Here is a 20133-nt window from a genome sequence, read left to right on the forward strand (position 1 = left end):
ACGTCGTCGATCGCACCCGGTGATGTCGGGCGGACTCGCCCGGTGGTGAACAGCAGCGACGAGCGGACACCGAGTTGGGCGGCGGAGTCGGTGATGACCTTGGGAGTCGGACGGTGAGCAGCGGACAAGCCGGTTGGCGCCCGTACCCGGGCGCCTACCGTGCTCCCGAAAATCTTCCCCCGGTCGAGCCCGGCCGTATCGTTGGCCTAGTCGCCAGCTGCGATCTCCGAGGGGCGTACCCCGAGGATGCGGGTACCCGGAACTTCATGGTCAGTGAGCTCGCGATTCTGGAGGACGGTCGGCGCGTGCTCCTGCACGCGGAACGCGGGTTCACTCTCACTGCTAGATCAACCGGCGTCCCGGGTGGTGTCATTCCGCTCGTCGAGACTCGGGAGAGCATCACCCCGAACGTGCTGAACGCCGTGCTTCCCGACGACGCCGAAGAGTCCGCAGAGGAACATCCTTGGTCGTGGCTGGCCGAGCTGGCTCGGGCTCGCGGCCTGGATGCGACCGCAGAAGACCTACGAGCTCTTCCCTATCAGGTGGTCTTCACCGACACAGTGACCCGATGGCTCGCGCCTACCTGAGCGCGAGCCGATCCGTGTCGCGGCCCGGACCTTGATCGACTCGCTTTACAGGTGAGTCGCGGGTTCCCGCGACCGGGAGAGCCCGACTTCACTGAACTCGAGTGGATCAAGCGTCGGTACCTCCGCAGCGCGGAATCCTCTCGCGCGCACATAACAGTCATTATGATGTAGCTACGTTATGTCCAAATAGTCCGCATCATTTACCGCATTGTCATTACCGGTAATCCGATAATGAGCGCCGGCCGCCGTCGGGACCATCAGGCGGACCCGAGTTCCGCCTACGGCCTGGAAGTCAACTCAGGTCGGCAACGACCGGTCGGGAGGCGACGACGTCTGGTCCACGCGCCCCGTCAGGGCCGAAGCCAGCGATCGAACCAGGCGCGAGTCCGGCGCAGGACGTCGAGTTGGTGTTGGCGCTCCCGGATCGAGTGGTCCTCTCTCGGGTAGATCACGAACTCGTGCTCGACGTCGAAGTGGCGCAGCGCCCGGTGCAGGTACACGGCCTGTCCGAGGGGAACGTTGGTGTCCTCAGCCCCGTGCAGGATGAGCACCGGAGTGCGGATGTGGCTGGCGAAGGAGATCGGGCTGACCGCGTCATGCGGGTGCGGGCCGATCCCGGACCAGCCGGTGCTACCACCGAGCGCGGCTTCGAACTGGCCGTTCTCCCCGGTCGCGGCGAGCATGCCCCAGTCGACGACGCCGGCGCCGACCAGCGTGGCGCGGAAACGGTCGGTCTGGCCGACGGCCCAGGCCGACATGAAGCCACCGTGGCTCCAGCCGGCGATGCCCAGCCGGTCGGGGTCGGCGATGCCCTCGGCGATCAGCAGCTCGATGCCCGCCAGGATGTCCGTCCACTCCTGCTGTCCGACCCGGCCGGCGACGCTGGCGGCGAACCGGTGGCCACGACCCTGGCCGCCGCGCGGGTTGGGCAGGAACACCGCGTAGCCGGCGGCGGCGAGCCACTGCGCGCTGGGGGACCAGGACAACTGGAGACGATCGGCGTGGCGCTCGTACGGCCCTCCGTGCACGATCGTGACCAGCGGGAACGGGCCCTCCGAGGCGCTTCTTCCGACCGGCAGTACGAGCAGGCCGTCCAGCTCGAGGCCGTCGGCGGCGCGGTAGGCCAACGGTTGTTGCGTACCGAGCGCGATGCCGTCCAGTTCCGGGCGGGTGGTGGTGATTCTGCGCAGCGGCCCGGTCGGCGGCCCGAGGTGGACGTTCGCGGGTTGGTAGCGGGTGCCGGTGAGTACCGCGATCTCCTCGCCATCCGGGGTGGCGGTCAGGTTGTCGAGGCGTCCGGGGTGATGCGACAGGGGCGTGAGGTCGGCGGGGCCGAGCCGGGCCACTGTCGCGTTCAGCCCGTCGGCGAACACCACCAGCGGGGCGGCATCGGTCTGGCAGAGCTCGGTGGGGCACATCGAGAGACCAGCGGTGCGGTTGCGCAGGACGCGGCTCTGCACGGCCAGGTCGAACAGGGCGGTGCCGGCCTGCAGCACCGGCGGGGTGAGCGCGAGGTAACCGAGGTGCCAACCGTCCTCGCCCGGCCACCAGGCCAGAGATCGTGCGTCGGCAGCGACCGGTCCGAGGTTCTCCGCAGTCCCGGTCGTCGGGTCGAGAAGGTGTAGTTGGCCGGTGCGGGGGCCGTAGTCGTTGTCGGCGTTGGCAGCGGTCAGCACGGCGAGTGGGCCGCCGTCGGGACGTTGCCGCAGTTCCACGACGTGCCGGTCCGCGAACACGTTCGGCGTGGTGACCCGACCGGTGCGTAGGTCGAGCAGGCGCAACCGGGCACGTGGTTCGCGCTCGCCGACGACGATGGCGTCGTCGCGGTCCCGGGCGCGGCGCGCATCCTGCTCGGTGGGCTCGTCCTCGGCGAGCAGGGCGACCAGGTTGGGGTCGGTGAGCGGCAGGTGGTCGATGACTCCGGCGTGCCAGCTGGTCAACGTGGTCGTCGTGCCGTCGGCGAGGGTGAGCCCGTGCAGCTGCGGGGTACCGCGATCGGCGCGGTCGGAGAGGAAGAAGAGCGTCTGCGAGTCGGCCGACCAGCGTGGCCGGGACTCGGTTGCGGTGTCGGCGGTCGCCCGGCGCGATGCGACGACGCCATCGGTGTCGACGAGCCAGAGTTCGGTGTCGAGGTGGTCACCGGTCCGGCTGGTGGGAGCGAGGACGTAGCAGAGCAGGCGCCCGTTCGGGGCGAGCGCCGGGGTCCGCGGGTCACGACCATCGACCACGAGCTCGGCGGTCAGGCCTGTCATGTGATCAGTCTGCCAGCAGCAAGCAGGGCCACAGACGGGGAAAAGGAGTGGACGGGTGCTGCCCGGGCTTGTAGCTTGCAGTTGCCCGTGACTCCGCCCGAGGAGGTGAGACCCATGAACGTTGCAGCGATGTGGGTGCTCCCCCTACCCGTCACGGTCGGGCGATTGACGTAGGTGTCGCCGGGAGCGCCTCGCCGACAAGGCACTCCCGAAAGGCAACACCCATGCATGCTCTGCCATTCACCGCCGAGCCGTCGTCGACCGACGCGGTCGAGCGCGACTCCACCGCGGGCGACGTCTCCGGTCTCCCCTCGCCCGCCTCCGGCGCCCATCGCGCGCCCCGTGACTTCGACGTGATCATTGCCGGTTGCGGGCCGACCGGTGCGATGCTCGCCGCCGAGCTGCGGCTGCACGAGGTGCGGGTACTCGTCCTGGAGAAGGAGACCGAGCCCGTGTCGTTCGTCCGCATCGTCGGACTGCACATTCGCAGTATCGAGCTGATGGCGATGCGCGGGCTGCTGGAGCGCATCCGCGAACGCGGACGGCAGCGCCCGGCCGGCGCCTACTTCGCCGGCATCGACAAACCCGCTCCCGCGGGCCTGGACTCGACGTACGCCTACCTGCTGGGCATCCCGCAGCCGGTCATCGTCCAGCTGCTGGAAGAGCACGCGATCGAACTGGGTGCGCAGGTCCGGCGCGGCCGCGCGGTGGCCGGCTTCGTCCAGGACGACGACGGTGTGACCGTCGAGCTGGCCGACGGGGAGCAGCTGCGTACGCGCTATCTCGTCGGCTGCGACGGTGGGCGCAGCACGGTACGCAAGCTGCTCGGTGTCGGCTTTCCCGGCGAGCCCGCGCGGACCGAGACGCTGATGGGTGAGATGAGTGTGGGCGTGCCGCAGGAGGAGGTCGCCGCCAAGCTGGCCGAGCTCGGCGAGACCAGCAAGCAGTTCCAGCTCAGGCCGTTCGGCGCTGGGGTGTACAGCGTGGTGGTCCCCGCCGCCGGAGTGAGCGATCGCGCGGAACCGCCCACCCTCGAGGACTTCGCACAACAGTTGCGCGCCATCGCCGGAACCGATTTCGGCGTGCACTCCCCACGCTGGCTGTCCCGCTTCGGCGACGCCACCCGGCTGGCCGAACGGTATCGGGTCGGGCGGGTGCTGCTGGCCGGCGACGCGGCACACATTCATCCACCCATCGGCGGGCAGGGCCTCAACCTGGGCGTTCAGGATGCCGTCAACCTCGGCTGGAAGCTGGCCGCGCAGATCTGCGGCTGGGCGCCGGAGGCGCTGCTCGACACCTACCAGACCGAACGTCATCCGGTCGCCGAGGAGGTGCTGGAGAACACCCGCGCCCAGGTGGAGCTGCTCTCCACCGAACCGGGCCCGCGGGCCGTGCGCCGGCTGCTCGCCGAACTGATGGACTTCGACGAGGTGAACCGCTACCTGATCGAGAAGATCACCGCGATCGGCGTCCGCTACGACTTCGGCGAGGGCCCCGACCTGCTCGGGCGCCGCCTGCGCGACGTCGACGTGAAACAGGGGGACCTCTACGGTCTGCTGCACCGTGGCCGGGGGCTGCTGCTGGACCGCACCGAATGCCTCACCGTCGGCGGCTGGGCGGACCGGGTCGACCACCTGGCGGATCCCACTGCGGCGCTGGACGTCCCGTGCGTCCTGCTCCGCCCCGACGGCCACGTCGCCTGGATCGGCGACGATCAGCAGGACCTGGACGACCACCTCTCCCGCTGGTTCGGCAGGCCCAACTAGTTCGGTAAGCCTTTCGGGGTGCGGCCGGGCGGGCCACTCGGCCCGCCCGGCCACCGTCCTAGGGCAGCACGGTGAAGGTGAATCCGGTGCTGGTGTGGCGGCGCAGCCCGACGTCGCACTTGATCCGGCGCAGCACCTCGTTCCTGCTGAGGCCGAGCCCGTGGGCGATGAGCCGTTCCGGGCGTACCGGTACCGGGTCCTCGAAGGCGACCTCCACCCGGACCGGCCAACCCTCGTCGAGCCAGGCCGACGGGGTGTCCAGCCGCCAGGCCCTCGTCCAGTCCAGGCTGAAGCGGTTGCGGTGGGCGAGCAGCGGGTCCAACAGCCTGGACGCCACCAGTTGTGGATCGTTGACGTAGTAGCCGTGGAGTTCGGCCGGATCGAAGGAGCTGGCCGGCTTTCGCTCATGGACGGTGAGCTTGCTCGTCCGGTCGCAGGACACGCAGCGGACCAGCAGCCACACGTCCAGCAGCTTGCCGTTGGCGTTGACGCGGAACCTGCCGCCGCCGGTGGTCGCCGTCTCCGACTGGCAGTCCACGCAGCGCAAGGAGAGCAGCGGCAGCCGGGTCCGGCGAACGACCCAGGGCAGCACGATATGAGGTTGTGAAGACATGATCTCTAGACCTGATCTCTAGACCTGACACGAGGCCGATCACGCGCGGCCTCGAACGCTGTATGACCGGGCGCAGGAGGGCAGCCCGGCGGAGCCGACGGGAGCGTCGGCTACAGGCGAGCGATGAAAGCTGTCAGGTCTAAAGAGCAGGCGGGGTCATGCGAGTTGTCCTCTGTCCTCACTGCGACGGGCCGCCGGCAACGTACGGCAACGCGGAAGGAGGGCTCAACCGGTTTTCCGATCGGAGCCTCGGAGGTGAAGGCGATGATGCCGTCGAGGCCGGCCGGTGGTCGTTACCGCCGTCCCCGCGGCCGGAGCGGGAGAGGCGGGCAGTCGCTCTCTCCATGATCAGGATATCGCGCACCGGGCGGCTTGCGGCAAGACCCCGGGGATGTCGCAGAATCGACCACCCAACTCGGGAACACGAGGTCAGCCCGCTGCTACCGGCACGGCCTGGACCGTACCTACTCACGAAACGGGGCTCGGCACATGCGCGTGCTGTTGATGGCCTACGGGTCGCGCGGAGACGTCGAACCGCTGGTCGCGGTCGCGATGCAGCTGCGGGAGCTCGGAGCGGACGTACGGATGTGCACGCCTCCGGACTTCGCGGAGCTGTTCGACTCCGTCGGCCTTCCGCTGGCGCCGATCGGCGAGCCGGTGCGCCCGTTCGTGAAGGCGGTGCTCACCGGAGAGACGACCGCTCCCGCGGAGGGGCCGCCGAGGGGTGCGACGTGATCCTGGCGACGGGCCTGCTCCCGGCCGCGGCCGGGGCGAGGACGGCCGCCGAGCACCGGGGCATTCCTTACGTGTTCGTCTCCTACTTCCCCGCCTACCTGCCCTCGCCGCATCACCCGCCGTTCGAGCGGCCGGGCCGGCCGTTCCCGCCGAGCGTGACCGACAACCGGGTGCTGTGGGACCTGGACGCCGAAACCATGAACGTGCTGTTCGGGACCGGTCTCAACAGCCACCGGGCGGCCATCGGCCTACCGCCGGTGGGGCACTTCCGCGAACACGTCCTCACCGACCGCCCCTGGCTGGCCACCGATCCGGTCCTGAGCCCGTGGCAGGAGCCGGCCGACCTCGACGTGGTGCAGACCGGCGCGTGGTTCCGGACGGACGACCGTCCGCTGCCGGCCGACGTGGAGGCGTTCCTCCACGCCGGCGAACCGCCGGTGTACGTGGGGTTCGGCAGCATCCCGATGCGTGACGCGGACGGCGTGGCCCGGGCGGCCGTCGAGGCGGTCCGCGCGCAGGGTCACCGTGCGCTCCTCTCCCGCGGCTGGGCCGACCTGGCTGTGACCGACGGCCAGGACGACTGCCTCGCCGTCGGCGAGCTCAACCACCACGCCCTGTTCCCCCGTGTCGCTGCCGTCGTCCATCACGGCGGTGCGGGCACCACCACCACGGCCGCCCGGGCCGGCGCGCCCCAGGTGGTCGTACCCCAGATGGCGGACCAGCCGTACTGGGCCCGCCGCGTGGCCGACCTCGGCATCGGCGCGGCACACGACGGCCCGAGCCCGACCTTCGAGTCCCTGACCGCGCTGCTCGGTGTCGCACTTTCTCCCGAGACCCGAGCCCGGGCGGCCGCCGTGGCCGGCACCGTCCGCACCGACGGCGCGGCGGTGGCTGCGAAGCTGCTGTGCGACATGGTCGGCTGAGAGCGCCGTCCCCCCGCCACGGATTCCGGATGACGCCGGCGGGTCACGCTCCGCCCGGGTACGGCGCTTCGGTTCGGGCGGCGCGCATGGCCTTCGCCCACCAGTCGAGCTGCACCAGCAGGGTCTTGGCGTAGCTCTCCGCCGCGGCGTCGAGAGGTGACCCGTCCTGCCAGGCGGTGAAGTAGTTCGGGAAGGCCAGCGCGTCGCGGATGGTCACCGCGTGCAGCTCGGTGAGGACGTTCTGCAGGTGAAGCACGGCGTGCCGGCCGCCGCCCGCGCCGCCGTAGCTGACGAACGCGACCGGCTTGGCGGTCCACTGGGTGAAGTGCCAGTCGATGAGCGCCTTGAGCGAAGCCGGGTAGCTGTGGTTGTACTCGGGCGTGACGATGACGAAGGCGTCCGCGGCGGCCAGCTTCGCGGTGACGTCCCGCATCCCTTCGGGCCGGGGGTAGTTCTCGCCGGCGAACTTCGGCGGGGCGGCCGGCAGCGTCAGCGGGAGGTCCGCGTCGGCCAGGTCGACGACGTCGACCTCGAAGTCGCCCTGCGTCCGGGCCTGCTCCGCCACCCAGGCGGCGACGACCGGCCCGAACCTGCCCTCACGGACGCTGCCGACGATGATCACGAGCTTGTTCTTGGGGTTCATGCCGTAAACGGTCGGCGGTTCGCGGCTTCGTAGCCAGACCGGTCGCAGGCTGGCCCCCGCACGGCCACCCTACGACCGGTCCGGCCGGCTGATCAGGTCGTACGCTCGGAGGATGGGTACGCCGTTGGGGGATTTCGTCCGGGCCAAGCGCGACAGCACGCGGCCGGAGGAGCTGGGGCTCCCGGCGCGCGAGCGGCGACGCGCTCCGGGGCTGCGCCGCTCGGAGCTGGCCACCCGAGCCGGCATCAGCGTCGAGTACCTCACCCGGATCGAGCAGGGCCGCGACCGTAACCCGTCCGACCCCATCGTCAAGGCCCTCGCGGACGGGCTCAACCTCGACGCGGCCGAACGCACCCACCTGCGCTACCTTGCCAAGATCAGCAGCGGGCTCTGCGTCGACCGCTCGCGGCCGGCGCCACCGGAGCGGACCGTACGGCCCAACGTCCGCCGGATCCTCGAACTGATCGAGCCGGGCGTCGCCTTCGTCACCAACCGGCTCGGCGACGTGCTCGCCCACACCGACGGTTTCGGCACGGTGATGCGCGCCACCGGCCTGCTGGACGCCGAGGAACCCAACCTCACCCGGTACGTCTTCACGCACCCGCAGGCCCGGGCCGTCCTCGCGGACTGGGACCAGATCGCGGACGAGCAGGTCTTCAACCTGTGGCTCGGGCCCTCGACCGAGAGCTTCGAGTGGTTCACGGCCGAGTTCGCGCCGGTCGCCGGCGCCGAGTTCACCCGGCGACTGCACCGTCATCTGCCTCCGCCCCGGGTGCCGCTCACCCTCAACCATCCGCACGCCGAACCGCTGCGCTGGGATCGGGAGACGCTCGAACTTCCCACCCCGGACGCCCAGCAGCTGGTCGTCTGGCTCCCCGCCGACGAGGCGACCGCCGCGGCGGTCGATCGGCTGCGCCACCGGCCGCGACGCGCCGCCCTCCGCGTGGTGTGAGGGGATCGCGACAGGCCCGCTACCCCTGCTCGGGGCGCGGCGCGGTGGCAGCGCCCGGTGTCGCCTCGGTCTTCGTGTAGAGGATTTCGCGGGCCTGCTCCGCGGCGCGGGTGAGGCTCTCGGTGACGAAGTCGACGAAGCGGGCGATGTTCTCCAGGCGGGCGGCGGCCGGGGTGTCGGGGCCGAGGATCCGGACGCCCTGCCGCGCGGTCTCGGCGAGCTGGATGTTGGATCGGGCGGCGGCGATCATCCCCTGGTACCAGACGTCGTCGTCGACGACGTAGCGCTCGCGGCGGCGTTCGTCGCGTTCCCGCCGGATGAGGCCCTGGCTCGCGAGGAACGTGATCGCTTTGGAGATCGACGCCGGGCTGACCTGGAGGCGCTGCACGAGTTCCGACGCGGTGAGACTGCCCGCGTCGGTGGTGTAGAGGCAGGTCAACACCCGGGACATCATCTTGGGCAGGCCCTGCTGCATGAGCAGGGTGGTGAAGACCTCCTCGTACTCGCGTACCACCTCGGCGTCGCGTCCGTCGGCCTGTGGGGCCGCGCGCGGGCCTCGGGCGGCGACCTGCCGGTGCCGGCGGGCGCGGTGTCCGGTGGCGCGGTGGGCCAGGTCGGCGCGGTAGGCGGTGGGGCCGCCGTTGCGCATCACCTCACGGGTGATGGTCGAGGTGGGGCGGTCGAGGCGCCTGGCGATCTCCGCGTACGCGAGTCCGTCGGTCAGCCCCAGCGCGATCTGCTGGCGTTCCTGCTGGGTGAGCCTGCCGCCCGGCATCGCGATCTCCCTCCTCCACCGCCGCTTCCAAGAACGCACCGAGCATAGCGTTCACTGCTACTCCATTGCAACGCGCGAAGCCACGAACGTTGCGTTGAAACCACAGCCGTTGCAACGATTATCGGCCTTTGGCCTGGGAAGATGAAGGTCACATGCAACAGGCTTGTTGCCTGATCCATGAACGCAACGTAGCGTTTCCGGTGTCAGAAACAACAAGCGCAAGAGGAGAGCACGATGCAGAAGTTCGACACCCCCACCCCGATCACCGCCGTCCTGGACATCCCCGCCGGGCGGGTGCAGTTCATCGCCGCCAACCGGCCGACGGCGGCCTCGTGCGGTACGGCATGGCCGCGACGACCACCCACACCCCTGGTGGTCGTCGCGGCGAAGAGCGAGTTGAGCAGGGCCTCCTCGACCGAGTCCAGGACGGCGGCGAAGACCGGGGTGATCTGCGCGTCCGGGATCGTCGGCCGATCCGGCTCGGCCGTGCTGAAGGCGATCGCGTAGTCGCCGCTGCCGTTGCTGTACGAAGCGCCGACCCGTGCCATGGCGAAGATGGCCCGGCGGGCCAGGCGGCCCAGCTGCCGCGCGTCCAGGGGGGCGTCGGTGGCCACCACGATCATGCAGGAGTTGCCGGGCGGTTCGGTCGGGGCTGCCTCCGGGACCAGTTCCTCCACCGGCAGCGGTACGCCCAGCGCCGTCAGTACGCCGCCGAAGTTGGACTGCGTGAGCGCGCCCACGGCCACCGGACCGCCGGAGCCGCTCACCAGCCGGGACGAGGTGCCTATCCCCGCCTTGTACCCGAGGGCCGTGGTGCCGGTTCCCGCGCCGACGCAGCCCTCGGCCGGCAGCCCGCCGGTCGCCCCGGTGATCGCGGCCAGCACATGTTCCTCGGTGATCGGGCGTCGCCGGATGTCCGACAGGTGCCCGTCGTTGGTCTCCCCCACCAGCGGGTTGAACGACACCCCGTCCGGCCGGCGGTCCATGAGGTGGGTCAGCAGCGCGTCCGCGGCCCGGAACACCGACAGGGTGGCGGTCAGCACGATCGGTGACTCCAGGACGCCGAGTTCGTCCACCTGGGTCGAGCCCACCAGCTTTCCGTGGCCGTTGCCGGCGTACACGGCGGCCGGCAGCGTCCACCGCTGCGGGCCGAGCTGGCTCGGCACCACCGCCGTGACACCGGTGTGCAGGTCCCGACCGTCGTCGACGGTGGTGTGCCCGACCAGCACCCCCGGCACGTCGGTGATGGCGTTGTGCGCTCCGGTGGGCAGGGACCCGACGGCGATACCGAGGTCACGGGCGCGGGAGTGGCGGGCTGGCCGGCTCATACGACTCCAGGAGGTCGAATCGCGGCCGGCCGGGAATTCGGTTGGTCGGCGACGGCACGCGGTGCACGATCTGCGGGATGCTGACTCCAGAGATCATGGATTACTACCGGCAGGGCGGCGAACGGGACCGCCTGGCCACGGGCGCGGGCCGGCTGGAGTTCCTGCGCACCTGGGACGTCCTGAGCCGGGAACTGCCCGATGCGCCCGCCGCCGTGCTGGACGTCGGCGGTGCCACCGGCGTGTACGCGGCGCCGCTGGCCCGGGCCGGCTACCGGGTTCACGTCGTCGACCCGGTGCCCGAGCACGTGGCACAGGCGGCGATCCGACCGGGAGTGACAGCGGTACGCGGGGACGCGCGGCTGCTCCCCGTCGCCGATCGCGGCGTCGACGCCGTCCTGCTGCTCGGGCCGCTGTACCACCTGCCGGTCCGGGCCGAGCGCGTCGCCGCGTGGCGGGAGGCGGCTCGCGTCGTACGGCCCGGCGGCGTGGTCGTGGGTGCCACCATCAGCCGGTTCGCGTCGCTGCTCGACGGTTTCGCGCGGGGCTACTTCAGCGACCCGCGGTTCCGGCCGTTGGTCGAGCGCGCGTTGACCGACGGGGTGCACCGCAACACCGACACCGATCGTCGGTGGTTCACCAGCGCCTACTTCCACCACCCGGACGAGCCGGCGGCCGAGGTGGCGGACGCGGGCCTGCTCCTGCGGCGCCGCGTCGCCGTGGAGGGTCCGGTGTGGATGACCGGTGCCCGGCTGCCGGAGATCCTGGCGGATCCCGACCAGACCGACCTGACGCTGGAGATGCTGCGCGCGGTGGAGGAGGAGCCGAGCCTGCTCGGCGCGAGCAGCCACCTGCTCACCATCGCTTCCGCCCCACAGGACTGACTGTCTCGTCCCGTCCCCGGTCTCGGGTGTCGACCCATGGAACGGCACGAGGAGACAGGCCACGCCGTCGCGCGCGATCACCGTCCCTGCTGGCTCCGGCCGACGTAGAGTGCGGCGATGGACGTCCCCGACGACCGGATGCCGGACCGGTACCCGCACCGCGACCAGGCCGAACCCGGTCTGGCGCCCGGTACCCGCAGGCCGGCGGGGACCCTGTTCGCGGCGTTGTACGGCGAGCTGACGCCACACCCGTGGCGCCACACCGATCGGGACGCGTACTCGTTCTTCTCCGACAGGTCGCTCGCCATGGGCTGGCTCGACGACGTCGGCGGGGTCGTCCGGCAGACCGCCGGTGGTGTCGAGGAGACGCGGACCGGGGCCCCGGGGCTGTGGGGCATGAACGACGCGGGGCAGCGGCACCCGCTCGCCGATGCGGGTTCGTCGCTGGTCGCGTGGTTCCAGGTGGGGGTCGAGCCGGTGGCCGCCGACCGGCCGCTCCCCGTGCAGCCGTTCCTGCGCTGCGCCGGTGACGCGGCGGCGCGGCTCGGTGCGCTGCGGCTGGACGCGGTGCAGGTGTTGCTCCCCGTCCAGGGCCTCGACGTCGCGGCCCACCCGCAGCGCGCGCCGGTTCCGTCGCTGCGTGCCGTCGGCTGGTTCGCCGACGCCGATCCGCGGTCCCGGACGCGGGTACGGGTCACGCTGGACAGCGGCCAGGAGCCGTCAGCCCCGGCGGTGGCGCGGCGGATGAGCGAGTCGCTGCGGCGGCTGGAGCAGGACGTGTTCGTGTGCGAGTCGCACTCGCTGACCGATCACGATCCGCTGGCAACGCGGCCGCCGTTCGACGACCGCTTCTGGCCCGGCCCACCGCGGTACCGGGTGACCTTCCACGGGACGCTCGCCGAGTGGTCCCTGGACGCGCTGGGCTGGCTGGGCGGCTTCCTCGCCGACCTGGCGGCCTCGCACGGCGTCACGACCCCGCTGCTGCTCACCGCCGGCCCGTCGTAGCTCGCCCGTCCGTTCATCGAGCCGGCCGGACCGGCGGGTGACCTGCCCGGGCGGCGCGCGGCGTGACCCGGAACTCGACCGATTCCGGCCACCCCGGCGCACTTGACGTTGACACTGTGACAAGGTCTTCACTGGGTGCTGGAGGTGGTCCCCATCAACTCGACATCCAGGAATTCGCAGAACACACGCCTGCTCGGCGGTTTGAACGCCGCGAACCCGTCGACGCGGCTCCAGGCGGCTCTCGCGGTCGGCACGCACGCCGACGCCGGCGTCGTCGACGCGCTCGTGGCCCGGTGCGCGGTCGAGCCGGACTTCTTCGTCCGTGACATGCTCACCTGGGCGTTGACCCGTCTCCCGTCCGAGGTCACGGTGCCCAGGCTCCGCGCGCAGCTGCGTGCCGAGCGCGCCCAGGCCCGAAGCCAGGCGTTGCACACGCTCTCCAAGATCGGTGACCGGAGCGCGTACCCCGCGATCACGCGGTCGTTGCTGCACGACGCCGACGACGAGGTCGCGCGGAGCGCCTGGCGTGCCGCCGTCGTCCTGGTGCCCGACGGGGAGCGGGAGGCGCTGGCCACGGAGCTGGCCGCACAGCTCGGTCGCGGCGACCGGAACGTGAAACTGAGCCTCAGTCGCGCGCTCGTCGTACTCGGGGACGTCATCGAGCCGGCCCTGCGGGCGGCGGCGGCGAGTGACGACCCGGCGGTCAGCGCCCACGCCCGCGCCACGGAGCTGCTGCTGCGCGACCCGGATGCCGCCTTCGACGCCGCCGTCGACGAGGCGATCCGGATCGTCGCGCTCGGCCCGGAACGGGTCGAGGAGGGCGAGTGCTGATCGGCGAGGTGGCGCGCCGCTCGGGGGTGAGTACCCGGATGCTCCGGCACTACGACTCCCTCGGGCTGGTGCGCCCCACCGGACGCACCGGCGGCGGCTACCGCGAGTACTCCGCCGACGACATTCGCCGGATCTTCCAGGTGGAGAGCCTGCGGTCGCTGGGCTTGTCGCTACGGGAGATCGGGCGGGCTCTGCGGGATCCCGCCTTCTCGCCGTCCGCGCTGGTCAGCGAGCTGATTCGACGGACCGAAGAACGACTCAAGCGCGAGCAGGAACTGCTCGAACGACTCCGCACGGTCGGCGCCTCGACGCCCTCCGGTTGGCAGGGCGTCCTGCGTATCGTCGAGCTGCTGCACGGCCTCAACTCGCCCAGCGCCGCCCGTCGGCAGCAGGCCGTCCTGGCCCCGGCCGAGGAGATGCCGGTCCCCACCGAACTGCTCGCCAAGTCGATCCTCGCCGAATCCGACCCGAACGTCGCCGGCGCCCTGCGGTGGGCCCTCGCGCGGGCGGGCGGTGACGCGGTGGCGGATGTCGCCCCCGGCCTGCACGCGGAGGACGTCGACGTCCGGCGGCGCGCGGTCCTGGCGATCGCCGAGCTTCCCGGTGACGAGGCGACCGCGGTGCTCGCCGACGCCCTCGGGGACTCGGACCCGACGGTGCGCAGGCACGCCGCTCTGGCACTGGGTGGGCGTGGTGCGACCGAAGCCGTGCCGGTCCTCGTCGACATGGTGGTGCACGGTGCCCACGACGTCGAAGCGGCCGAGGTCCTGGGGGCGTTGTCACTGGACCCGGAGTGCGCGGATCGAATCATGACGGCGTTGGTCGCGGAACTCGCCGCCCCCGCCGCGAGTTCCGCGGTGCGGATACGCCTGGCCCAGGCACTCGCCGAGATGCCGGCGACCGTCGCGCAGGGCACCCTACGGCGATTGACGCACGACGATGACCGGTCTGTCGCCCTCATCGCCTCGGCCCTCGTCAGGGTCGTCGAAGAGCGCTCCGACGGCTGAAGGTTCCACCGGCGGGACCGGGCGCCGGCGGCGCACCCGATCCGTTCGCCTCGACCCACGGCTGTCTGCGGGCCCTCGGTCGTGTGAAGGTCGGGGCGTGGCGGGTCTGGGTGGCAGTGACGTCGTACGGGCGGCCGGCGAGATGGTGCGGGTGCTCGGGCCGCACACGGGGAAGGACTGGGGCGTGCCGGCCGGCGGCCTGAGGTGGAGCTGCTGGACCACCGTCGCACACGTCGCCCACGATTTGCTGGCGTACGCCGGGCAGGTCAGCGGCCGACCGGCGGACGGCTACCTTCCGTTCGACCTGCGGGTCTCTCCCGCCGCGAGCCCACGTGCGGTGCTGACCGTGGTCACCGCCTGCGCCGGGCTGCTCGCCGCGACCGTCGACGCCGCCGATCCCGGCGCCCGCGCCTGGCACTACGGGCCGTGTGACCCGGGCGGGTTCGCGGCGATGGGGGTGGCGGAGACGCTGCTGCACACCGGGGACATCGCCGCCGGCCTCGGGGTGGCGTGGGAGACGCCCGCCGACCTGAGCGCCGCCGTCATCAACCGGCTCTTCCCGGACGCGCCCAGCGGCCCGCCGCCGCGGGTGCTGCGCTGGCTGACCGGGCGGGACGAGTTGCCCGGCCGGGCCCGGCGCACCTCCTGGAGCTGGCGGGCCGCCCGCGACTGACACCGCCGCGCACATCCCGGACGGCGGCGCGACCGGGCGGGCCGGGTTGAGCGGTCCCGGTCACCGGGCATCGCTCCCGGCCGGCCGGCAGCGCGGCAGGGCCGGGAGCGATACGCAAGACGGCGCGGTGGCAGCCCCGCGGAACCGGGAGCGGCGTCAGTCCTCCTCGGGCGGGCCGGTCTCCTGCAACCGGCCGTCGTCGAGCCGCAGCCAGCGGTTCACCGCGATCTCCCGCAGGAACCGCTCGTCGTGGCTGACCACCACGAACGCGCCCCGGTACGCGCCGAGCGCGTTCTCCAGCTGGGCGACGCTGACCAGATCGAGGTTGTTGGTCGGCTCGTCGAGCAGCAGCAGCTGCGGCGCCGGGGAGGCGAACAGGACGCACGCCAGGGTGGCGCGTAGCCGCTCACCACCGGAGAGCACCCCCACGGGCAGGTGGGCGCGGGGCCCGCGGAACAGGAACCGGGCCAGCAGGTGCATGCGCTGCGCCTCGGGCAGGGTGGGCGCGTACGCGGCCAGGTTCTCCAGCACGGTGCGTTCCAGGTCCAGCAGGTCCAGTCGCTGCGACAGGTACGCCACCCGCCCCTCGGCGTGCCGGATCCGCCCGCCCTCCGGCGTCAGGTCGCCGTTCATGAGCCGCAGCAGTGTCGACTTGCCGGCGCCGTTGCGCCCGGACAGGGCGATCCGCTCCGGGCCGCGGATGGTCAGGTCGACGCCGTCGCCGCCGAAGACGGCCCGGTCACCGTGGCGGACCTGCATCCCCTCGCCCTCGAAGACCGTACGGCCGGCCGGGACGGTGGTCTCCGGCAGCTCGATGGCGATCTTCTGCTCCTCGCGCAGGGCGCGGCTGGCCTCGTCGAGCCGGGCGCGGGCCTCGCTGACCCGGGAGGCGTGCACCTCGTTGGACCGACCGGCGGACTCCTGGGCGCTGCGCTTCAGCCCACCGGCGACGATCCTGGCCAGCCCGGCGTTACCGAGGTTGCGGTTGGCGTTGCTGGCCCGGCGGGCCGCCCGCTCCCGGGCCTGCTGCATCTCCCGCTTCTCCCGTTTGACCTCCTGCTCGGCATTGCGGACGTTCTTCTCGGCTACCTCCCGGGCCGCCTGCACAGCCTCGGAGTACGCGGTGAAGTTGCCCCCGTACAGGCGCAGCTCGCCGCCGTCGAGTTCGGCGATGCGGTCCATCCGGTCCAGTAGCGCCCGGTCGTGGCTGACCAGCAGCAGAGTGCCGCGCCACTCCTCGAGCACGTCGTGGAGCCGCCGCCGGGCCTCGACGTCGAGGTTGTTGGTGGGCTCGTCGAGCAGCAGCACGTCGGGCCGCTTCAGCAGCTGGGCGGCGAGGCCGAGGGAGACGACCTGCCCGCCGCTGAGGGTGTGCAGGCGGCGGGTGAGCGACACGTCGCCGAGGCCGAGCCGGTCCAGTTCGGCGCGGGTGCGCTCCTCGACGTCCCAGTCGTTGCCGATGGTGGCGAAGTGCGCCTCGTCGGTGTCGCCGGATTCGATGGCGTGCAGGGCCGCGATCAGCGGGGCGACACCGAGCACCTCGGCCACGGTCAGGTCGGCGGCCAGCGGCAGGGTCTGCGGCAGGTAGCCGAGCACCCCGTCGACGGTGACGCTGCCGCCGGTGGGCTGGTACTCGCCCGCGATGAGTTTGAGCAGGGTGCTCTTGCCGGCGCCGTTGGGCGCGACGAGACCCGTCCGGCCCTCACCGACGGTGAAGGAGAGCTCCTCGAAGACCGGGGTGTCGTCCGGCCACGAGAAGGAGAGGTTCGAGCAGATGATGGACGCACTGGACATGGGTGGACCTCGGAAAGGCTGGCGGGCGCGCTGCGGGCGCAGCCCGGGAGGCGAATCAGGAAGACGACGACGAGGCCCCGGCGTCGGCGCTGACTCGCGCCGCCGGTGGCCACTCACTGCCCGGTCTCACCCGGAGATGTCGTCTTCACCCACCATGTTCTGCTCCCTGGTCCTGGTCACTTCGCGGGCCCAACGGTAACAGCCGTCGGACTCGCGGCAACTCGTTTTCAAGATCTGATCGCCGAGCCGCCTGATCCGGTCGAGCCGGCGTGGCGTACGTGTCGGTGCCCGTCGCGGGGGAACGGTGGCCGGGCCGGCAGCACCTCGACGAAGGCGAAGCCGGCCTTCTCGGCGACCCGGCAGGAGGCCGGGTTGTCGATCTGGTGCAGCAGGTCCAGCCGGGTCAGCCCGGCGAAGCGGGTGAACGCCCACCGGCTCACCGCGTCGACGGCCCGGCCGGCCACACCGCGTCCGCGCGCCGCGGCGGCCGTCCAGTAGCCCACCTCGGCGGCCGGCCGGCCGGGCGCGACGTTCTTGAGCACCACGTTCGCCACCGGCCGGTGGCCGCCGTCCGGGTGCGGCTCGCACACGGCGAAGGTCAGCCAGTCGCCGGCCCGCCAACCTCGCTGCGCCTGAGTCAACCAGCGGCCCGCCTCGGTGGCGGTGGTGAGCGGGTTGCGGGTCCAGCTCCGCAGGACCGGATCCTGGTGCGCCGCGACCAGCGTGTCCCGGTCGTCGTCCCGCCAGGGGCGCAGCAGCAGCTCCGGCGCGGTCACGGTCGCCGGGGCCCGCAGGATGATCGACACGAGGGCATTCTGCCGAAAAGGCGGGTCGTCCGTGGCCCCGGCAGGTGGGTCAGGCGGCGGAGCGGCGACGCCACGGCCACCAGGCCCGCCGGGGCGTCCGGCCGGTCTGCGTGGCGGTCGGCGGTGTGCGGGACGTCACGGCGGCACGTCGCTCGTCGCGCCAGCGCCGGACCACGGCGTCGACGTTGACCGGACGCACCACGACCCGCGGGCCCGTGGGAAGGCGCAGCCAGGCCATGATCTCGGTGTTCAGCAGGGCGCAGAAGTCGCGTACGGCCTGCTCGGTGGGGAGCTCACGCACCTCGTCGGGCACCCGCTCGACCCGGCGGCGCAGCTGCAGCGGTGTGGGGAGCAGCAGGTCGCTGGGGAGCTTCTCCCGCTCCATGAAGCTCTTGATCCACCACGACTCGTCGTACGGCAGGTTCCGGCCCGGGATCGGCTTGCCCGCGCCCGGCAGGTTGTCGAACTCGCCGCGCTCCTGGGCGGAGCGGATCTGCGCCTCGACCGTCGCTTCCCACATGTTCGTCATCCGGTCACCTCCCCGGCCCACCGTAACGCGCCGCGAATTCCCGGCCGGCCACCGAGAAGAGGCAGGCCACGGTCGTTGCGGTGGCACTCCCCCGGCCGGTGCCGGCGGCCGTAGCGTCGAAGCGTTGATCAATGAGGGAGGGGTGCGGGCGATGGTGGATGCGGGCGCGTTGGTGGGGATGTCGCTGGTGGCGTTGGGCATCGTGCTGACTCCGGGGCCGAACATGGTCTACCTGGTGTCCCGGTCGGTGACCCAGGGCCGCCGGGCGGGGTTCGTCTCGTTGCTCGGCGTCGCCGCCGGGTTCGGGATCTACCTGCTGGCCGCGGTCGCCGGGCTGGCCACCGTGTTCGTGCTGGTGCCGGCGCTGTACACGGCGGTGAAGCTGGCCGGCGCGGCGTACCTGCTCTGGCTGGCCTGGCGGACGCTGCGGCCCGGTGGAAGCTCCCCGTTCACTCCGGCGCCGATGCCAGTGGAACGGCCGCGCCGGCTGTTCACCATGGGGTTGGTGACCAATCTGCTCAACCCCAAGATCGCGATTCTCTACGTGTCGCTGCTGCCGCAGTTCGTGCAGCCGCAGCGCGGGCAGGTGGCCCTGCAGAGCCTGCTGCTCGGATTGACCCAGATCAGCGTCGCCGTGGTGGTCAACGGCCTGATCGTGCTCACCGCCGGCGCGTTGGCCGGGTTCTTCGCCCGGCGGCCGTCGTGGCTGCGCGTGCAGCGCTGGGTGATGGGCACCGTGCTGGGCGCCCTGGCCGTACGCATCGCCGCCGACCGGTCCCGCGCCGCCGTGGCCACCCCCTGAGTCGTCGCCGGGTTCCGACCGGCGGGACGGATCCCACTAGACTTCGCCCTCGATGGACGCCCAGCCCACCGCCGACATCCGCCCCTGCGCCCACTGTGGACGTCCGGTGCCGCAACGTGCCGGCGCCGGCCGGCCGTTCCGGTACTGCCGCGACAACGACGGCGCCTGCCTGCGGGCCTCGCGCAACAGCCGCATGCGGCACCGCAACGCCCCCGGCCTGCCCGGGCAGGTGGCCCGGACGTGGGAGGCGGTGGACCGCCTCGACCAGATCGTGGAGACGCTGACCGAGGCGCTGCACGCCGAACTCTCCCCCGTGGGGGTGGAGCGGCAGCTCGCCCAGGCCCGCGCCGAGGCGGCCACCGAGGTCGCCGCGGCGCAGACCGAGCGGGACGAGGCCCGCCGCGAGGCCGAGGACGCCACGGCCGCCGCCGCGCAGGCCCGTGAGCAGGCGCGGGCCGCGCTCGCCGAGCGGGACACCGCCCGCACCGACGCCGCCCACGCCGCCGAGCAGGCCGCCCGGGACGCCGAGCGCGCCAGTCAGGCCGAGGCGGACCGGGACGAGGCGCGCCGGGCCGCCACCGCCGCGCAGGCGCTGCGGGTGCAGGCCGAACGGGACCGGGACGCGGCGCGGCAGGAGCTGCGTACGGTGCGCGCGGAACGCGACACCGAACGGGGTCGGGTCGCCGACCTCACCGCGGAGCGGGACGCCGCCCGCGTCGACGCCGACCGGGCCACCCGCGACGCCGCCGAGGCGCACCAACGCGCCCAGCGGTGGCAGAGCGAGGTCGAGGACGTCCGCCGGCAGGCCGAACAGGCCCGCACCGACGCCACCCGGGCCCGCGCCGGCGCCGCCGACGCCGTCCGGGCCCGCGAGGAGGCCGACCGGGCTCGGGACCGCGCCGAGGCGGCCGTCCGGCAGGCCGAGACCGCCCGCCTGGAAGCCGACGCGGCCGCCGGTCACCTGCGCACCGAGCTGACCGCCGCGGCCGCGCGCGGCGAGACCCTCGCCGACGAGCTGGCCGCCGCCCGGCGGGCCGCGGCCACCGCCGAGGGCCGGCTCACCGAGCTGACCGTACGCCTGCAGACCGCCGAGGCCGACCGGGACTCCGCCCAGCAGCGGGTGGCGCAGCTCGCCGCTCAGGTCAGCGACCTGGCCGCGGCGCTGGCCCGGCTCGGCTCCGGCGCGGCGGCGGGCTGAGCCCGCGCCCGACGCGCCACCACGGGCGGGACG

General features: G+C 72.4%; 20 protein-coding genes. 12 read left to right on the forward strand and 8 right to left on the reverse strand.

Annotation, left to right across the window (positions count from 1 at the left end; all coding sequences use genetic code 11):
* Positions 1 to 266 precede the first annotated feature (266 nt).
* Complete coding sequence (locus tag E1211_RS10075) at positions 267 to 587, forward strand: hypothetical protein (RefSeq protein ID WP_132347738.1); 321 nt, start codon at positions 267 to 269, stop codon at positions 585 to 587.
* A 350-nt stretch (positions 588 to 937) separates the two neighbouring features.
* Here E1211_RS10075 and E1211_RS10080 read toward each other — a convergent pair whose 3' ends face one another.
* Entirely contained in the window at positions 938 to 2839 is a 1902-nt protein-coding gene (locus tag E1211_RS10080) for a S9 family peptidase (RefSeq protein WP_132347740.1), read from the reverse strand.
* A gap of 224 nt (positions 2840 to 3063) precedes the next feature.
* Between E1211_RS10080 and rox the strand changes: the two genes are divergently transcribed.
* The gene (gene rox / locus E1211_RS10085) at positions 3064 to 4605 is read left to right on the forward strand and encodes a rifampin monooxygenase (protein ID WP_132347742.1); all 1542 of its coding nucleotides are present in this window, start codon (positions 3064 to 3066) and stop codon (positions 4603 to 4605) included.
* Positions 4606 to 4663: 58 nt separating this feature from the next.
* On the opposite strand, the gene E1211_RS10090 is transcribed toward rox, so the two are convergent.
* The gene (locus E1211_RS10090; RefSeq protein ID WP_243709473.1) at positions 4664 to 5197 is read right to left on the reverse strand and encodes a DUF1062 domain-containing protein; all 534 of its coding nucleotides are present in this window, start codon (positions 5195 to 5197) and stop codon (positions 4664 to 4666) included.
* 510 nt (positions 5198 to 5707) lie between these two features.
* On the opposite strand from E1211_RS10090, the gene E1211_RS33355 reads away from it, so the two are divergent.
* On the forward strand, positions 5708 to 5953 hold the full coding sequence (locus tag E1211_RS33355) for a glycosyltransferase (protein ID WP_243709474.1): 246 nt from the start codon (positions 5708 to 5710) through the stop codon (positions 5951 to 5953).
* Positions 5950 to 6876 (forward strand): glycosyltransferase, encoded by a 927-nt coding sequence (locus E1211_RS10095; protein WP_243709477.1) that lies wholly within the window; start codon positions 5950 to 5952, stop codon positions 6874 to 6876. Before E1211_RS33355 ends, E1211_RS10095 begins: the two co-directional genes overlap by 4 nt.
* A gap of 43 nt (positions 6877 to 6919) precedes the next feature.
* Here the strand turns inward: E1211_RS10095 and E1211_RS10100 are convergent, their stop codons facing one another.
* Positions 6920 to 7519 carry an NADPH-dependent FMN reductase gene (locus E1211_RS10100; RefSeq protein WP_132347748.1) on the reverse strand — a complete coding sequence of 200 codons (600 nt, stop codon included), beginning with the start codon at positions 7517 to 7519 and terminating at the stop codon, positions 6920 to 6922.
* A gap of 112 nt (positions 7520 to 7631) precedes the next feature.
* Here E1211_RS10100 and E1211_RS10105 point away from each other — a divergent pair, with 112 nt between their 5' ends.
* Complete coding sequence (locus E1211_RS10105) at positions 7632 to 8471, forward strand: helix-turn-helix domain-containing protein (protein ID WP_132347750.1); 840 nt, start codon at positions 7632 to 7634, stop codon at positions 8469 to 8471.
* Positions 8472 to 8490: 19 nt separating this feature from the next.
* On the opposite strand, the gene E1211_RS10110 is transcribed toward E1211_RS10105, so the two are convergent.
* Entirely contained in the window at positions 8491 to 9246 is a 756-nt protein-coding gene (locus tag E1211_RS10110) for a helix-turn-helix domain-containing protein (RefSeq protein WP_132347752.1), read from the reverse strand.
* 203 nt (positions 9247 to 9449) lie between these two features.
* Positions 9450 to 10574 carry a P1 family peptidase gene (locus E1211_RS10115; protein ID WP_132347754.1) on the reverse strand — a complete coding sequence of 375 codons (1125 nt, stop codon included), beginning with the start codon at positions 10572 to 10574 and terminating at the stop codon, positions 9450 to 9452.
* Positions 10575 to 10651: 77 nt separating this feature from the next.
* Here E1211_RS10115 and E1211_RS10120 point away from each other — a divergent pair, with 77 nt between their 5' ends.
* The 5 genes from E1211_RS10120 (at position 10652) to E1211_RS10140 (ending at position 14971) form a co-directional block, all read left to right on the forward strand.
* A complete protein-coding gene (locus E1211_RS10120; protein ID WP_132347756.1) occupies positions 10652 to 11455 on the forward strand; it encodes a bifunctional 2-polyprenyl-6-hydroxyphenol methylase/3-demethylubiquinol 3-O-methyltransferase UbiG in 804 nt (267 codons plus the stop codon).
* A gap of 117 nt (positions 11456 to 11572) precedes the next feature.
* On the forward strand, positions 11573 to 12460 hold the full coding sequence (locus E1211_RS10125; RefSeq protein ID WP_207915322.1) for a hypothetical protein: 888 nt from the start codon (positions 11573 to 11575) through the stop codon (positions 12458 to 12460).
* A gap of 135 nt (positions 12461 to 12595) precedes the next feature.
* Entirely contained in the window at positions 12596 to 13291 is a 696-nt protein-coding gene (locus E1211_RS10130) for a HEAT repeat domain-containing protein (protein WP_132347758.1), read from the forward strand.
* Positions 13285 to 14298 carry a HEAT repeat domain-containing protein gene (locus tag E1211_RS10135; protein WP_132347760.1) on the forward strand — a complete coding sequence of 338 codons (1014 nt, stop codon included), beginning with the start codon at positions 13285 to 13287 and terminating at the stop codon, positions 14296 to 14298. The genes E1211_RS10130 and E1211_RS10135 overlap by 7 nt, the downstream gene beginning before the upstream one ends.
* Positions 14299 to 14404: 106 nt before the next feature.
* Positions 14405 to 14971 (forward strand): maleylpyruvate isomerase N-terminal domain-containing protein, encoded by a 567-nt coding sequence (locus E1211_RS10140; RefSeq protein WP_132347778.1) that lies wholly within the window; start codon positions 14405 to 14407, stop codon positions 14969 to 14971.
* Positions 14972 to 15127: 156 nt separating this feature from the next.
* On the opposite strand, the gene abc-f is transcribed toward E1211_RS10140, so the two are convergent.
* From abc-f to E1211_RS10155, 3 genes are all read right to left on the reverse strand, one after another.
* Complete coding sequence (abc-f, locus tag E1211_RS10145; protein WP_132347762.1) at positions 15128 to 16765, reverse strand: ribosomal protection-like ABC-F family protein; 1638 nt, start codon at positions 16763 to 16765, stop codon at positions 15128 to 15130.
* Positions 16766 to 16992: 227 nt separating this feature from the next.
* On the reverse strand, positions 16993 to 17571 hold the full coding sequence (locus E1211_RS10150; protein ID WP_132347764.1) for a GNAT family N-acetyltransferase: 579 nt from the start codon (positions 17569 to 17571) through the stop codon (positions 16993 to 16995).
* 49 nt (positions 17572 to 17620) lie between these two features.
* Entirely contained in the window at positions 17621 to 18100 is a 480-nt protein-coding gene (locus E1211_RS10155) for a DUF1992 domain-containing protein (RefSeq protein ID WP_132347766.1), read from the reverse strand.
* 151 nt (positions 18101 to 18251) lie between these two features.
* On the opposite strand from E1211_RS10155, the gene E1211_RS10160 reads away from it, so the two are divergent.
* Together E1211_RS10160 and E1211_RS10165 are read left to right on the forward strand one after the other, a co-directional pair.
* The gene (locus E1211_RS10160; RefSeq protein WP_132347780.1) at positions 18252 to 18902 is read left to right on the forward strand and encodes a LysE family translocator; all 651 of its coding nucleotides are present in this window, start codon (positions 18252 to 18254) and stop codon (positions 18900 to 18902) included.
* A gap of 52 nt (positions 18903 to 18954) precedes the next feature.
* Entirely contained in the window at positions 18955 to 20100 is a 1146-nt protein-coding gene (locus tag E1211_RS10165) for a hypothetical protein (protein ID WP_132347768.1), read from the forward strand.
* Positions 20101 to 20133 lie beyond the last annotated feature (33 nt).

Origin of the sequence: Micromonospora sp. 15K316 (assembly GCF_004348525.1) — a bacterium.
Taxonomy (GTDB): Bacteria; Actinomycetota; Actinomycetes; order Mycobacteriales; family Micromonosporaceae; genus Micromonospora.

Coding starts and splice junctions, on each gene's coding strand:
- E1211_RS10075 (WP_132347738.1), top strand. CDS start 267: ATGGTCAGTGAGCTCGCGATTCTGGAGGACGGTCGGCGCGTGCTCCTG.
- E1211_RS10080 (WP_132347740.1), bottom strand. CDS start 2,839: ATGACAGGCCTGACCGCCGAGCTCGTGGTCGATGGTCGTGACCCGCGG.
- rox (WP_132347742.1), top strand. CDS start 3,064: ATGCATGCTCTGCCATTCACCGCCGAGCCGTCGTCGACCGACGCGGTC.
- E1211_RS33355 (WP_243709474.1), top strand. CDS start 5,708: ATGCGCGTGCTGTTGATGGCCTACGGGTCGCGCGGAGACGTCGAACCG.
- E1211_RS10100 (WP_132347748.1), bottom strand. CDS start 7,519: ATGAACCCCAAGAACAAGCTCGTGATCATCGTCGGCAGCGTCCGTGAG.
- E1211_RS10105 (WP_132347750.1), top strand. CDS start 7,632: ATGGGTACGCCGTTGGGGGATTTCGTCCGGGCCAAGCGCGACAGCACG.
- E1211_RS10110 (WP_132347752.1), bottom strand. CDS start 9,246: ATGCCGGGCGGCAGGCTCACCCAGCAGGAACGCCAGCAGATCGCGCTG.
- E1211_RS10115 (WP_132347754.1), bottom strand. CDS start 10,574: ATGAGCCGGCCAGCCCGCCACTCCCGCGCCCGTGACCTCGGTATCGCC.
- E1211_RS10120 (WP_132347756.1), top strand. CDS start 10,652: ATGCTGACTCCAGAGATCATGGATTACTACCGGCAGGGCGGCGAACGG.
- E1211_RS10125 (WP_207915322.1), top strand. CDS start 11,573: ATGGACGTCCCCGACGACCGGATGCCGGACCGGTACCCGCACCGCGAC.
- abc-f (WP_132347762.1), bottom strand. CDS start 16,765: ATGTCCAGTGCGTCCATCATCTGCTCGAACCTCTCCTTCTCGTGGCCG.
- E1211_RS10155 (WP_132347766.1), bottom strand. CDS start 18,100: ATGACGAACATGTGGGAAGCGACGGTCGAGGCGCAGATCCGCTCCGCC.
- E1211_RS10160 (WP_132347780.1), top strand. CDS start 18,252: ATGGTGGATGCGGGCGCGTTGGTGGGGATGTCGCTGGTGGCGTTGGGC.
- E1211_RS10165 (WP_132347768.1), top strand. CDS start 18,955: ATGGACGCCCAGCCCACCGCCGACATCCGCCCCTGCGCCCACTGTGGA.